The organism is Pseudomonas sp. CNPSo 3701, assembly GCF_028674975.1.
GTDB classification, from domain to species: domain Bacteria; phylum Pseudomonadota; class Gammaproteobacteria; order Pseudomonadales; family Pseudomonadaceae; genus Aquipseudomonas; species Aquipseudomonas straminea.
Window position 1 is genome coordinate 67219 of the sequence record NZ_JAQZSI010000007.1, and the last position, 14208, is coordinate 81426.

10 protein-coding genes and 1 tRNA gene are annotated in these 14208 nt (G+C 64.3%); 7 read left to right on the plus strand and 4 right to left on the minus strand.

What is annotated here, in order from left to right; translation table 11 throughout:
• Positions 1-82: 82 nt before the first annotated feature.
• Complete coding sequence (gene lon / locus PVA39_RS19325; protein ID WP_274125412.1) at positions 83-2470, minus strand: endopeptidase La; 2388 nt, start codon at positions 2468-2470, stop codon at positions 83-85.
• A 186-nt stretch (positions 2471-2656) separates the two neighbouring features.
• Here lon and PVA39_RS19330 point away from each other — a divergent pair, with 186 nt between their 5' ends.
• The 6 genes from PVA39_RS19330 (at position 2657) to PVA39_RS19355 (ending at position 8378) form a co-directional block, all read left to right on the plus strand.
• Entirely contained in the window at positions 2657-3409 is a 753-nt protein-coding gene (locus PVA39_RS19330) for an AraC family transcriptional regulator (protein ID WP_147175070.1), read from the plus strand.
• Positions 3410-3589: 180 nt separating this feature from the next.
• On the plus strand, positions 3590-4273 hold the full coding sequence (locus PVA39_RS19335) for a methylamine utilization protein (protein ID WP_274125413.1): 684 nt from the start codon (positions 3590-3592) through the stop codon (positions 4271-4273).
• A complete protein-coding gene (locus tag PVA39_RS19340) occupies positions 4257-6566 on the plus strand; it encodes a bifunctional diguanylate cyclase/phosphodiesterase (RefSeq protein WP_274125538.1) in 2310 nt (769 codons plus the stop codon). The genes PVA39_RS19335 and PVA39_RS19340 overlap by 17 nt, the downstream gene beginning before the upstream one ends.
• The gene (locus PVA39_RS19345) at positions 6563-7429 is read left to right on the plus strand and encodes a DUF3034 family protein (RefSeq protein ID WP_443200983.1); all 867 of its coding nucleotides are present in this window, start codon (positions 6563-6565) and stop codon (positions 7427-7429) included. The genes PVA39_RS19340 and PVA39_RS19345 overlap by 4 nt, the downstream gene beginning before the upstream one ends.
• A gap of 2 nt (positions 7430-7431) precedes the next feature.
• Complete coding sequence (locus PVA39_RS19350; RefSeq protein ID WP_443200984.1) at positions 7432-7857, plus strand: group I truncated hemoglobin; 426 nt, start codon at positions 7432-7434, stop codon at positions 7855-7857.
• A gap of 65 nt (positions 7858-7922) precedes the next feature.
• On the plus strand, positions 7923-8378 hold the full coding sequence (locus tag PVA39_RS19355) for a GNAT family N-acetyltransferase (RefSeq protein WP_274125414.1): 456 nt from the start codon (positions 7923-7925) through the stop codon (positions 8376-8378).
• Between the two features lie 207 nt (positions 8379-8585).
• Here PVA39_RS19355 and PVA39_RS19360 read toward each other — a convergent pair whose 3' ends face one another.
• Genes PVA39_RS19360 through imuA form a run of 3 tightly spaced genes read right to left on the minus strand, consistent with a single transcriptional unit; the run spans position 8586 to position 13700 of the window.
• Entirely contained in the window at positions 8586-11672 is a 3087-nt protein-coding gene (locus PVA39_RS19360; RefSeq protein ID WP_274125415.1) for an error-prone DNA polymerase, read from the minus strand.
• A complete protein-coding gene (locus PVA39_RS19365) occupies positions 11669-13078 on the minus strand; it encodes a Y-family DNA polymerase (protein ID WP_274125416.1) in 1410 nt (469 codons plus the stop codon). Before PVA39_RS19365 ends, PVA39_RS19360 begins: the two co-directional genes overlap by 4 nt.
• A 1-nt stretch (position 13079) precedes the next feature.
• Positions 13080-13700, minus strand: coding sequence for a translesion DNA synthesis-associated protein ImuA (imuA, locus tag PVA39_RS19370; protein ID WP_274125417.1), 621 nt, complete (start codon positions 13698-13700; stop codon positions 13080-13082).
• 283 nt (positions 13701-13983) lie between these two features.
• Here imuA and PVA39_RS19375 point away from each other — a divergent pair.
• Positions 13984-14073: transfer RNA gene (locus PVA39_RS19375), tRNA-Ser, on the plus strand.
• Positions 14074-14208 lie beyond the last annotated feature (135 nt).

Here is a 14208-nt window from a genome sequence, read left to right on the forward strand (position 1 = left end):
CTATCGATTTCCCAGCAGGCCGGTAGCGGGAAGGGGCATCGGGACGGCGGGCACCTGGTCTGGCAGCCCGCCGCGGCAGTGGTCAGTCGAATAGCACCTTGGCCACATCGCTGAAACGCTTGGCGAAGTGCACGGTGATGCCCTGCTTGAGGTATTCCGGCAGCTCCTGATAGGAGCCACGGTTGGCCTCGGGCAGGATCAGCTCGTGGATCTTTTGGCGGCGCGCGGCGATGACCTTCTCGCGCACCCCGCCGATGGCCAGCACCTGGCCGGTCAGGGTCAGTTCGCCGGTCATCGCTACGCCTTTCTTCGGCGCCTGGTTGCGGGCCAGGGAGAGCAGGGCGCTGGCGATGGTGACGCCGGCGCTCGGACCGTCCTTGGGCGTGGCACCTTCGGGCACGTGCATATGCACGAAAGCCTGGTCGAAGAAGGTCGGGTCGCCCTTGAAGGTTTTCAGGTGCGAGCTGACGTAGCTGTAGGCGATCTCCGCCGACTCCTTCATCACTTCGCCGAGCTGGCCGGTGAGCTTGAAGCCGCGGTTCAGTGTGTGGATGCGTGTCGCCTCGATCGGCAGCGTGGCGCCGCCCATGCTGGTCCAGGCCAGGCCGGTGATCACGCCGACACCGGAAAGCACCTGCTCGCTGCGAAACACCGGCATGCCCAAGTAGCCCTCCAGATCCTTGGCGGCGATCTTGACCTTGGTGTCGCGGTCGTCGAGCAGCTTGACCACCGCCTTGCGCACCAGCTTGCCGAGCTGTTTCTCCAGCTGGCGTACGCCGGCTTCGCGGGCATAGCCCTCGATCAGGGCGCGCAGGGCGCTGTCGCTGATCGACAGTTGCTTGGCCGACACGCCGGCCTTGTCGAGCTGCTTGGGCCACAGGTGGCGCTTGGCGATGGCCAGTTTTTCCTCGGTGATGTAGCCGGACAGACGAATCACTTCCATGCGGTCGAGCAGCGGGCCGGGGATCGAGTCCAGGGTATTGGCGGTGCACACGAACAGCACCTTGGACAGGTCCAGGCGCAGATCCAAATAGTGGTCGAGGAATTCGACGTTCTGTTCCGGGTCGAGGGTTTCCAGCAGCGCCGAGGCTGGGTCGCCCTGAAAGCTGCTACCCATCTTGTCGATCTCGTCGAGCATGATCACCGGATTCATCACCTCGACTTCCTTGAGCGCCTGCACCAGCTTGCCGGGTAGGGCGCCGATATAGGTGCGGCGATGGCCCTTGATCTCAGCCTCGTCGCGCATGCCGCCGACCGAGAAACGATAGAACGGCCGGTCCAGGGATTCGGCGATGGACTTGCCGATGCTGGTCTTGCCCACGCCGGGCGGGCCGACCAGCAGCACGATGGAACCGGCGATCTCCCCCTTGAAGGCGCCGACGGCAAGGAACTCGGTGATGCGCTGCTTGATGTCGTCCATGCCGGCGTGGTGATCGTCGAGTACCTTGCGGGCGTGCTTGAGGTCCAGCTTGTCCTTGCCGACCACGCCCCAGGGCACGCTGGTGGCCCAGTCCAGGTAATTACGGGTGACGGCGTACTCCGGCGAGCCGGTCTCCAGTACCGAGAGTTTGTTCATCTCCTCGTCGATGCGCTTGCGCGCCTGCTCGGGTAGGGTCTTGCCTTCCAGGCGCTGGGTGAACTGCTCGGCGTCGGCGCTGCGGTCATCTTTGGTGATGCCCAGTTCCTGCTGGATGATCTTCAGCTGTTCCTTGAGAAAGAACTCGCGCTGGTGCTCGCCCACCGAGCGGTTCACCTCGTCGGAGAGCTCGTTCTGCAGGCGTGCGACCTCGACTTCCTTGCGCAGCAGCGGCAGCACCTTTTCCATGCGCTTGAGAATCGGCACGGTGTCGAGCACTTCCTGTAGCACCTTCGATTGCGCGGTGGTGAGCGCCGCAGCGAAGTCGGTGAGCGGCGAGGGATCGTTGGGGCTGAAACGGTTGAGATAGTTCTTCAGCTCTTCGTTGTACAGCGGGTTGAGCGGCAGCAACTCGCGGATCACGTTGATCAGCGCCATGGCATAGGCCTTGACCTCGTCGCGCCCATCATTGGCGTTACGCGGGTATTCGACCTCGGCCAGGTACGGCGGGCGGTGATGCTTGAGCCAGCCACGAATGCGCACGCGGGTCAGGCCCTGGGCGACGAACTGCAGCTTGCCGTCGTCGTTGCTGACATGGTGCACACGCACCACGGTGCCGTGCTCGGGCATGCTGGACGTATCGAAATGGCGGGGATCGGTGACCGGCTTGTCGACGTAGAACAGGGCCAGGGTCTTGTGCTCGGTCTTGCTGACCAGTTCCAGGGTTTCCGCCCAGTGCTCCTCGTTGACGATCACCGGCAGCACCTGCGCCGGGAAGAAGGGGCGGTTGTGGATTGGAATCACATAGAGTTTGTCCGGCAGGTTCTGCCCGGGCAGCATCAGGCTGTGGCTGGTTTGCTCCGAAGCGATCTCGATATCGTGCGGGTCGTTCATGCGGCACCTGTCCATTGACGTTGAAGGTTAGATGGGGCGCCGCCGGCTTTTTTCAACATTTATTAGTGACTGCGCCGTTTCGCTTGTCAGGCCTGGTTTGGTGCCTGCCGGGCCTCCTGTCGCCGCCCATACAGTTTTGCGTGGCAACGCGGTAGAGTGCGCGCGTTGCCCATCGAGTCGCGAATCATGCTCAACGCCCGCCTCATGCGCCTGGACGATCAGGCCCACGAACATACTCACGACCACCACCAGCTGGTGATGTCAGTGTCCGGGCGTGCCGAATTCGAGGTGGTTGGGCGCGGCGGCGAGGTGTGCCGCATGCGCGCCTGCCTGGTGCCGGGTGATGCTGACCATCAGTTCGCTGGTATTGGCGACAACCGCATGCTGATCGTCGACCTCAATGAGCAGGACATGTCCAGCGAGGACCTGCAGCTGCTAGGCCATCTGTTCGACACGCCGCGTTACCCGCAACTCGATGCCGACTTTCAGCATCTGCTCAGCTATGCCGGCTCTGAACTGGAGCGTTACGGCAGCGACCCGCTGCTGGCGCGCTCGCTGGGTGGCGTGTTGCTGCGCGCCCTGCACCTGAGGGTATTTGGCGAGCAGTCCGCGCGTGGCCATGGCTCGCTGGACGTGCAGCGGCTCGATGGCTATATCGCCGACAATCTGGCGCGGCGCATCAGCGTGGCCGAGCTGGCCCATGTCGCCTGCCTGAGCCCTAGCCACTTTCACGCCCAATTCAAGGACAGCGTCGGCCTCACGCCCCATCAGTACCTGCTCAAGGCGCGCCTCGATCGCGCCACGCGCCTGTTGCGTGGCAGTGGCTTGCCACTTGTGCGCATCGCCGAGGAGTGCGGCTTCTCCAGCCAGAGCGCACTGACTACCGCCATGCGGCGTTACCTGGGGCTGACGCCCAAGCGTCTGCGCGGCAGCGAATAAAGCTCTGGATCAGCCTTTTCGGACTGTTTCGTTCGATAGTGGCTTTTTGCCTATTCGCGGCGTCATTAAAGCTCGAACTTCTTCAGCATCACGTCTAATCTTCCTGCAGACCTTCCTTAATCAGCGAAGAGGCACTTATGTGGCCTCGCGGTAAGGCTGAGTAGCCCTTGACGAGCTCCCATGACCAGACGTTTCTTTATCGCTGTACACCTGTATCTGTTCGGCGCGCTGTGCACCGCGCAGGCTGCCAGCCTGCAAGGCGAAGTGGTGGACGCCAAGGGCGCACCGCTGGCCGACGCCGTGGTGACGCTGCGTGGCGCTGCAGTTCCCAGCACGGCAGCCGCCGGCAAAGCGGTAATGGACCAACAGGATATGCGCTTCGTACCCAGCGTGCTGGCCGTGCGCAGCGGCACTGCGGTCACCTTTCCGAACCGCGACGACATTCGCCATCAGGTCTATTCGTTCTCGCCGGCCAAGCGCTTCGAGCTGCGCCTTTACCAGGGCACGCCGAGTGAGCCGGTGGTTTTCGACAAGCCCGGCCTGGTGGTGCTGGGCTGCAATATCCATGACTGGATGGTGGGCTACATCTACGTTACCGACGACCCCTGGTTCGCCGTCAGCGATGCCCAGGGCCGGGTTAGTTTCGACAACCTGCCGGCCGGCGAATATCAGGTCACCCTCTGGCACTCGGCGCTGCCCGACATGCTGCCTAAACAGGCCGAGGCCTTGAAAGTCGGCGATGGTGCCACGGCGCCGCGTTTCAGCCTGCCGGTCGATGCTGCCAGCGTCAGCGGACCACCGGGCGCACCGCCCAGCGCCTTTGGCGATGCCTTCAAGAAAGCTTTGGATCATGGTTCGCACTAGTTTCCAGGCGCGCATCGCCATCGTGCTGATCTTGCTGCCGCTGGTGGTGATCGGCGCGCTGTATTTCGCCGTGCAGGCGGCCACCAATGCCTCGATCCGCACCCAGGCGCGTGAGCAGCTTGAAGTCGGTACCAGTGTATTCGGGCAGTTACTCGATACCCACGCCCGCCAGCTACGTGATGCGGTGCAGGTGTTGACCAGCGACTTCGGCTTCCGCGAGGCCGTGGCCAGTGGCGACGAGGCGACCATCCGCTCGGCGCTGTTCAATCATGGCGCGCGGATCAACGCCGGCGTGGTGATGATGTTCGACATGGACGGCAAGCTGACCGCTAGCACCTCGGCGCCGCCGTCCGTAGCCCAGACCGAGCAGATCAACCGGCAGTTGAACCGTCAGGGACAGAGTATTCTCATGCCCTTCGACGGACAGATCTATCTGCTGGTGCAAGCCACGATCAACGCGCCACTGCCCATCGCGCGCCTGGTGACCGGTTTTGCCATTGATGATCGCTTCGCTCACGAGCTCAATCAACTGACGCACCTGGAACTGAGCATCATCGGCAGCATGGACGGCCAGCCGGACGTGTTCGTGAGTACTCTGCAAGACCTGCACAAGATCACGTTCGATGGCGACAGCGGCGAGGTCATGCATGGTGATGAGCCCTTCCTGGTACAGCGTCTGGTGCTCGGGAGTGGTGACGGCTTTCGCGTGCAGGCACTGCTGCAACGTTCGCTCGAACAGGCCCGTGGCTCGGTGGTTGCGCTCAATAAGCAGATCCTGCTGATCGCCGTGGCTGCGTTGGTGGCGTCCCTGATGGGGGCATTGTTGCTGGCGCGTAGCCTTTCGCGGCCGATTCGCCACTTGGCTGGTGCCGCCGAGCGGGTCGGCCAGGGTGATTACGAGGTGCCGTTGGCGCTCGATCGCGGTGACGAGCTCGGCAGCCTGGCCAAGGCGTTCCAGAGCATGCAGCAGGGCATCGCCGAACGTGAGCGGCAACTGGCCCATAACGCCCTGCATGATCCGATGACCGGGCTGCCCAATCGCAACCTGGCGCTCGAGCGCTTGAGCAGCGCGATCATGGCCGATCGGCATATCGCCTTGCTGTATATGGGTATCGGCAATTTCCGCACAGTCACGGAAAGCTGCGAGGCCGGCGGCGGTGATCGGGTCATGCAGCAGTTGGCCAACCGCCTGCAGATGGCATTGCGGCCGTCCGACAGCCTGGCGCGACTGCATGGCGACGAGTTCGTGCTATTGCTCGATGGTGCTGATGTCGACAGCGCGGTGGCTACTGCCGACCGCGTGCAGCAGCTGTCTATGAAGCCCTTTCGTATCGATAACGTGGATATCGCTCTGGATTGCCACATTGGCATCGCTGGCTACCCCAGCGACGGTGTGACGCCTGAAGAGTTACTGCGTCGTGCCGGTATCGCCATGCAGGACGCTGGTCAGCTGCCGGGGCGCATCCAGGTTTACGAAAGTGGTCGTGACGCTGTCCAGCAGCGTCAGGTACAACTGATCCGTGACTTGCGCCACGCCGCTCAGCGAGAGGAACTGCTGCTGCACTACCAGCCCAAACTGGACGTGCGTAATCCCTCGCGTATCCAGGCCGAGGGCCTGCTGCGCTGGCAGCATCCGCAATTCGGCATGGTCTCGCCTGGGGAGTTCATCCCTATCGCCGAGCGCACCGGTAGCATTCAGATCTTGACTGCCTGGGTGATCGAGGAGGGTGTGCGTCAACTGCAGGAGTGGCGTCAGCGTGGGCTGATGGTGCAGTTGTCGTTGAACATTTCCACGGATGACCTGATCGATGCTGAGCTGCCCTCCCGAGTTGGCCATCTGTTGGGGCATTATCAGGTTCCTGCCTCGCAACTGATCTTCGAAATTACCGAAAGCGGTGTGATGCTCAATCCAGCAGTAGCCTTGCAGGTTCTCCATGGGCTGCGCGACAAAGGCATCGGCCTGTCGGTGGATGACTTCGGCACCGGCTACTCTTCTCTGGCACAGCTCAAGCGCATGCCGGTGCAGGAGTTGAAGATCGACCAGTCCTTCATTCGCGACTTGGACGATACCAGCGAAGACGCGGTGATCGTCCGTTCGACCATCGAGATGAGCCACAGCCTTGGCCTCAAGGTGGTGGCCGAAGGTGTCGAACTGCAGCGCAGCCTGGACCTGCTCGACCGTTGGCAGTGCGACAGTGTGCAGGGTTACCTGATCAGCCGTCCGCTGGCGCCGCAGGCCTTCGAGGCCTGGATGCAGCGTCCGTTAACTTCTCCCGTTTCTCTGGTGCATTGACCATGTGGCTATCGCAATTGATTGGCGCCCTTCTGGTGGGCATGTTCACCTCGGCTGCCTTGGCCGGCGAAGGTCGCCTGCTCGCCACCGGCGGCGCCAGCAGCATTGAAGGCCCTGCCGGCGGCGGCATCACGCCCTGGGCGGTATTGTCCGGCTATGGCGAGAAGGGCGAGTGGGGTGCCGACGTGTTTGCCACGCGGGTGGAAACCGGTGATTACCGTCTGGATGTGGCTGGCGTATCGGCGGCCTATGACAACCGCATCGAACTCTCCTACGCACGCCAGCGCTTTGACCTTGGCACGCTGGCCCGTGACCTGAGCCTGCCGGAAAACAGCCTTAGCCAGGATATCTTCGGCATCAAGGTGCGGTTGTTCGGCGACCTTATCTACGACCAGTTGCCACAGGTTTCCCTGGGTATTCAGCACAAGCGCCAGAAGGACTTCCTCATCCCCAGCCTGGTCGGCGCCAAGCGTGATGAAGACACCGAAGGCTACCTGACTGCCAGCCGGCTGATCCTCGGCGGCGCCTTCGGCTACAACCTGCTGCTCAACGGCGGTGTGCGCTACAGCCGGGCCAACGAGTTGGGCCTGCTAGGCTTCGGTGGCGACCGCCGCGACCGCCGCTCGGTGCTCAAGGAAGGTTCGGTGGCCGTGCTGCTCAACCGAGAGTGGGCCGTGGGCGTCGAGTACCGGGAAAAACCGGACAACCTCAGTTTCGCCGGCGAGAGCGACTGGGCCGACCTGTTCGTCGGCTACTTCCCCGGCAAGCACCTTGCCATCGTGCTGGCCTACGCGCGCCTCGGCGAGATCGCCACGCTGGATAACCAGAACGGCGCCTACCTGTCCGTGCAGGGGAGTTTCTGAGCATGCTGCGTTCATTGTGCGTTGCGCTGCTGGCACTGGTGTTGATCGGTTGCGCGCAGCAGCCGGCCAAGGATGACAGCCTTTACCGCGACCTGGGCGAGAAGCCCGGCATCACCCGCATCGTCGAAGGCATGCTGCTCAATGTGGCGGGTGATCAGCGTATCGCGCCGTTCTTTGCCAAGGTGGATATCGTCGGGCTGCGTGACAAACTGGTCGACAAGTTCTGCGTGATTGCCGGCGGGCCTTGCGTCTATACCGGCGACTCTTTGGAGGAAAGCCACAAGGGCCAGAATCTTTCTCCCAGCCACTTCAATGCCTTGGTCGAGAACCTGCAGGCCTCAATGGATAGCCAGGGCGTGCCGATACCGGTACAGAACCGCCTGCTGGCCCGCCTGGCGGCCTTGCGTGGGCAGGTGATCGAAAAGTAGAGACCTCATGACGAAAAGGGGCGATGGGGGTAGAGTCGCCGGCTACCCCGAGTTGTGAGCCGATCATGTCCGTTACTTGGCACTGCAAGCACCACACCGAACTGACCAAGACCGAGCTGTACGCCGTGCTGGCGCTGCGTACCCAGGTGTTCGTGGTCGAACAGAACTGTCCGTACCTGGAAGTCGATGGCCGCGATCTCGAAGGTGACACCTGTCACCTGCTGGGCTGGCGTGGCGATGAACTGGCGGCTTACCTGCGTCTGCTCGACCCGTCGCTCAACGACGGCGAAGTGATCATCGGCCGCGTCGTCACTGCACCCAGCGCCCGCGGCACCGGTCTCGGCCACATCATGATGGAACAGGCCCTGCTGGCCTGCGGGCTACGCTGGCCAGGCCTGCCCGTGTACATGTCCGCCCAGGCGCACCTGCAGGGCTACTACGGCCGCTACGGTTTCGTGGCGGCGACCGATGAATACCTGGAAGACGATATTCCCCATATCGGGATGCGCCGGGTGCTGTAAGCACTGTTACCCCAGTCACCTGTAGGAGCGCGCGGGCGCTCAGTCCATGGGCGCGAAAAGCTCATGGGCATGCCTCGTTCTCACCGGACTGAGTGCGCAGGAAATCCCCACCAGTTTCTTCGATCTCGCAAAACCCACCGCTCGTAGGATGGGCGCAGCCCATCAAAACCCTAGGCAAACCACAGCTGCCGAGCGCTACATCCCGCCTCAATGAAAATCCCGACTACGCACATCCAGCCCCACCAGCCAGTCGGTCAGGTCCACCAGCCGCCCCGCGATCACATGCCTTACCCCGTTGGCCGCTTCCAGATGCCCGTCGATCCGCATCAGCCGTGATTGCAGCAGCGTCTTGCGCTGGCGCTCGGCCAACTCCAGCCGCACCAGCACGTTGATCATGCCGAACTCGTCTTCCAAAGTGACGAAGGTCACGCCGCTGGCAGTTTGCGGGCGCTGGCGGCCGATCACTAGGCCGGCCACGCTGACCATCCTACCGGGCTCCACATGCTCCAGCTCACGGCGGCTGCGGCAGCGTGCGGCCCTGAGTTTGCCGCGCAAGAGCGACAGCGGATGTGGGCCGAGGGTGGTGCCGAGGGTCGCGTAGTCGGTCAGCAGGTTCTCGCCGACGCTGGGGCGCGGCAGGCTTATGGCGGCTTCCTGCTGGGCGGGTAGGCTGGCGAACAGCGGCAATTGCGGCTCCACCCCGGCGATGGCCCAGCGCGCCTGGTGGCGATGGCCGACCAGGGCCTGCAGAGCGCCCGCATCGGCCAGGCGCGCGCGGGCGTTGTTATCCAGGCGGGCGCGCTGGCACAGATCGGCAATATCGCCGAATGCCGCCTGCTCGCGGGCGGCGGCGATGCGCAGCGCGGCGTCCTCGCGAAACCCCTTGACCAGGCACAGGCCCAGGCGGATGGCCGGCTGCGGCTTGCCGATATCTTCCAGGGTGCATTCCCAGGCGCTGTAGCGCACGTCCACCGGGTGGATGCGCAGGCCATGGCGGCGGGCGTCCTGCAGCACCTGATCGGGGTTGTAGAAGCCCATCGGCCAGCTGTTGATCAGCGCGCAGGCGAAGGCCGCCGGTTCGTGGCACTTGAGCCAGCAACTGGCGTAGGTGAGCAGGGCAAAGCTGGAAGCGTGGGACTCGGGAAAACCGTAGCTGCCGAAGCCCTTGATCTGCTCGAAGATGCGGTTGATGTATTCGATCGGGTACTTCTTCTCGAGCATGCGATCAGTCAGCCGTTTCCGGTGTGGCTCCAGGCCGCCATGGCGCTTCCAGGCGGCCATGGCGCGGCGCAGTTCGTCCGCTTCGCCAGGTGAGTAATCGGCGGCGATGATCGCCAGCTCCATCACCTGCTCCTGGAACAACGGCACGCCCAGAGTGCGCTCGAACACCGGCTGCAACTCCTCGGAGGGGTAGGTGACTTCTTCTTCGCCGGTGCGGCGGCGCAGGTAGGGGTGCACCATATCGCCCTGAATCGGCCCCGGCCGCACGATGGCCACCTGAATCACCAGGTCGTAGAAGGTTTGAGGCCGCAGGCGCGGCAACATGGCCATCTGCGCGCGGGATTCGATCTGGAACACGCCCAGGGTGTCGGCACGGCTGATCATCTCGTAGGTGGCTTTGTCCTCGGCCGGCAGGCTGGCCAGCGTCCAGCGTTTGTTGCGGTAGACGGCCAGCAGGTCGAAGCAGCGGCGCAGGGCGCTGAGCATGCCGAGGGCCAGCACGTCGACCTTGAGCAGGCCGACGGCGTCGAGATCGTCCTTGTCCCACTGGATCACGGTGCGCTCGGCCATGCTGGCGTTTTCCACCGGCACCAGGGTGTCGAGCGGCGTCTCGGAAATCACGAAGCCGCCGGGGTGCTGGGAGAGGTGGCGGGGAAAGCCGATCAGCTCCCCAGCCAGCACCAGCACACGGTGCAGCACCTTGCTCTGCGGGTCGAAACCAGCCTCGCGCAGGCGTTCGGCATCTGGGATGCGGTCGCTCCAGCGGCCGCAGCAACCGGCCAGGGCGTTGATCTGATCGGGCGGCAAACCCAGGGCCTTGGCCACGTCGCGAATCGCCCCGGCGCCGTGGTAGGTGCTGACCACCGCGGTCAGCGCCGCGCGCTCGCGGCCATAACGGCGGAACACGTACTGGATGACTTCCTCGCGGCGGTCGTGCTCGAAATCCACGTCGATGTCCGGTGGCTCGTTGCGCTCGCGGGACAGGAAGCGTTCGAACAGCAGGCGGCTGCCCTTGGCCATCGGGTTCAGTTCGGTGATGCCCAGGGCGAAGCACACCGACGAGTTGGCCGCTGAACCACGCCCCTGACAGAGAATGGAATGCTCGCGGGCGAAGCGCACGATGTCGTGCACGGTCAGGAAGTAGCTCTCGTAGCCCAGCTCGCTGATCAGCGCGAGCTCCTTTTCGATCTGCGCCCGCGCCTTGTCGCTGATGCCATCGCCCCAGCGCCAGCGGATGCCGTCCTCGACCAAGTGGCGCAGCCAGGAACTGGGTGTATGCCCCGTCGGCACCAGCTCGTGGGGATACTGATACTTGAGCTCATCGAGATCGAACCAGCAGCGCTCGGCTATCCGCAGGGTTTCGGCGAGCAGTTCGGATGGATACAGCTCGGCCAGTTCTTCACGGCGGCGCAGGTGGCGCTCGCCATTGGCGAACAGGTAGGCGCCGGCCTCGGCCACGGGCAGGTGGTGATGGATGGCGGTCATGCAATCCTGCAGGGCGCGGCGGCCACGGGCATGCATGTGCACGTCGCCACAGGCCACGGCAGGGATGCCCAGTTGCCGGGCCAGGCCGAGGCCATGCTGCAACAGCGCTGCATCGTCGGCGCCGCGGTGCAGCTCTACGCCCAGCCACAGGCGCTCGGCAAAGCGCTCGCGCAGCCAGGCGCCGGCCATGGCGTCGTCGTCCGCGCGTAGCAGCCAGATGGCCAGCAGTCCATCCGGCGCCTCGGGCAGGTCTTCGTCGAGCAGGATGTAGCGGCCCTTTTCCGCACGCCGTCGGGCACGGGTGATCAGCGCGCACAGGCGCTGGTAACCGGCAAGGTTCTCGACCAGCACGATCAGCCGGGCACCGCTCTGCAGGCGCAGTTCGCTGCCGACGATCAGCTTCACACCATGCTCCTTGGCGGCCTGCCAGGCGCGCACGATGCCGGCCAGGGTGCATTCGTCGGTGATCGCCAGGGCGCGATAGCCGAGCCGCGCGGCACGCTCGAACAGTTCGGCGGAGCTGGAGGCACCGCGCTGGAAACTGAAGTTCGACAGGCAGTGCAGCTCGGCGTAGTCGGGCATGCTCATGCGAACCAGCCGTGCAGCCGCAGCGGGCCGTCTTCACCGACGCTGCGAAACGCCCAGCCGCGCTGGCCGCTGCGCGTTTCGATCAGGTAGTAATCGCGACGCACGTCCTCGCCATCCCACCAGCCGGATTCGATCCGCTCGGGGCCGCTGAGAATATGCAGCGGCTCACGCAGCACTTGGGGCTCCGGCAGCAGCCAGCTGGGCCGGGCAGCGCTCGGGCTGGGCAATGCAACGTGGCTGGTAGCCGTGCGCCAGGCCTTTTCCGGGCGATGGTCGGCATGGGCGGCCAGGCCTTGTACGGCGTCGTCGCCCAGGCGTGCACGCAGGCGTTCACGCAATTGTTCCCAGCCCAGGGTTTGCTGCGGCCGGTCCTCGAACAGCGCCTGGTGCTGCGGCACGAAGGTCGGCAGGTCGCGGGCTACCAGGCGCAGCGCCAGCACCGGTGACGGCAATTGCAGCTGTTCCAGGCGGCCGCGGGTGAACTCCAGCAGCATGCCCGCTTCTCGCTCGGCACTGAGCAGGCCGACGGGCAGCAGGCTGTCTTCACCGTCGCGGTGTTCCAGGTGCAGCACGAAACGCTGTACGCCGCAGTCACGACCTGCCAGGTAGGCGGCCAGGTCCGCGGTCAGGCGGCGTAGCGGAAACAGCAGGGCCTGGGTCGATTCCACTTCGAAGTACAGCTCCAGCCGACTGTCGAACACATCTGGCGGGCGGTAGTACTCCAGCGCCAGCGGGCGCAGGCCCATCAGGGTATCCAGGCCGGCCAGCAACTCCGGGGGGAAGCGCCGCGCCAGGCTGTCGCGGGGCAGCGCCTGCAACTGGCGCACCTGGCGCAGACCCATGCGCGCCAGCGTGGTGACCAGATACTCGGGCAGGCCGATGCGATCCAGGGGCATGGCCGCCAGCCGCTCGCGCAACTCCTGCTCGTCGGTGATCGCCAGGCCATCATGCAGGTTGGCGAGCATGCGCGCCGCGGCAGGGTGATGCGCCAGGGTGATGCGATGGCGAAAGCCCAGCGCCGTCAGCTCCTCACGCAGGCGTGCCTCAAAGCGCGGCCAGGGCCCGAACAGGGATAGGCTCGATTGCACCTCGAGCAGCAGGCAGCGCGGATAGTGCAGGCTCACCTGGGAGCTGAAACCGTAGGCCCAGGCCGCCAGGAAGCTGCGCCAGCGCTCGATGTCGGCGGGGTCGTACTCGGCGCTGGTGAACGCGCAGTTCAGGGATTGCGCCGCCGTCAGGGTCAGCCCTGGGCGCAGGCCGAGCGTTCGTGCAGCCGGGTTGACCGCCTGCAGCATGCGCCGCTGGGGCGTGCCGCTCAGCAGCACCAGCGGCGCGTTGGCCTCTTCACGGCCACGCAACACGCCGTCCATGGCCAGTTGCGGCAGCAGGATGCACGCCCAGCGCATATCAAGAGCCCCAGCCGCTCAAGTGAAACGTGCGCGCCGGTGGTTGCCCACCTCGGCACTTGAGCACCCGTACCTGGGCGGGCTGTGCCTGGATGGTCAGGCGCAAGGCAGCCGGCGAAGGGTTGCGTGCCTCAAACAGCGGACGATAGGCGAAAGCCAGGGTCTGCCCGGTTTCAGCGGCAATCTGCAGGCGGCGCAGGGCACGGTCATCGGCCCGTTGCGGCCACAGCACCACCGCCCCACAACTGCCCGAACGCAGGCATTGCTCGGCCGCCCACAAGGCATCCCGGGCGCTCGCCTGGATCAGCGTCAGCTGCTTCATCTCCACCCCAGCCGCCAGCCAGGCGCCGGGGTAGGGCAGGTAAGGCGGCGCGACCAACACCACCCGCTCTCCGGCAGCGCTCAAGCGCGCCAATGTCGGCAGCACCAGGCGCAGCTCACCGATACCCGGTGCCTCGACGAGCAACTCGCTCAACGCCTCTTCCGGCCAGCCACCTCCTGGCAACGAGGCATCCAGCGCTGCGTTGCCAGTGGGCTGGTGGCCACTGGGCGCGACGATGCCCTGGCCACGCCAGATACGGCGCTCATTGAGCAGATGATCGATAGCGACGACGGAAGACATGGCAGGCAAATGGCAAGAAAGATACTGTTTAAATGTACAGTATTTTGCTTTGCCAGCAAGGCTACATCCGCCGAGTGGATGACTCTGACAGCCGACAGTCTTGGTCCAGGCACAATGCTTCAGCGGTACAACCCGGCTGTAACCAGCACTGACAGGCGCGCCAACCGGCCCGCCCCAGCGCCGCCGCCACCGAGCAAATGAGCCAAGCATTTGATAGCACGTGAAAAAAATTACTCGATGGGCTTCGCCAAACGGATTTCTGCTGGTATCATGCGCGCCGCCTGGGAAGATGCCGGAGTGGCCGAACGGGACGGATTCGAAATCCGTTGTATCAGCGATGGTACCTAGGGTTCAAATCCCTATCTTCCCGCCATATAGATCGTCTAAGCCCCTGAAATTCATAGAGTTTCGGGGGCTTTTTCGTTTCAGACTGGGCAACTGTCGAAGAAGTGTCGAAACATCAGTTGAAAGAAACGCAAGCTTTGGGCTAACTGGCTCAGTTCGCGTT

Bases quoted from the DNA above. Each gene is read 5' to 3' on its own strand.
- lon (WP_274125412.1), bottom strand. From the start codon at position 2,470: ATGAACGACCCGCACGATATCGAGATCGCTTCGGAGCAAACCAGCCAC.
- PVA39_RS19330 (WP_147175070.1), top strand. From the start codon at position 2,657: ATGCTCAACGCCCGCCTCATGCGCCTGGACGATCAGGCCCACGAACAT.
- PVA39_RS19335 (WP_274125413.1), top strand. From the start codon at position 3,590: ATGACCAGACGTTTCTTTATCGCTGTACACCTGTATCTGTTCGGCGCG.
- PVA39_RS19350 (WP_443200984.1), top strand. From the start codon at position 7,432: ATGCTGCGTTCATTGTGCGTTGCGCTGCTGGCACTGGTGTTGATCGGT.
- PVA39_RS19355 (WP_274125414.1), top strand. From the start codon at position 7,923: ATGTCCGTTACTTGGCACTGCAAGCACCACACCGAACTGACCAAGACC.
- PVA39_RS19360 (WP_274125415.1), bottom strand. From the start codon at position 11,672: ATGAGCATGCCCGACTACGCCGAGCTGCACTGCCTGTCGAACTTCAGT.
- PVA39_RS19365 (WP_274125416.1), bottom strand. From the start codon at position 13,078: ATGCGCTGGGCGTGCATCCTGCTGCCGCAACTGGCCATGGACGGCGTG.
- imuA (WP_274125417.1), bottom strand. From the start codon at position 13,700: ATGTCTTCCGTCGTCGCTATCGATCATCTGCTCAATGAGCGCCGTATC.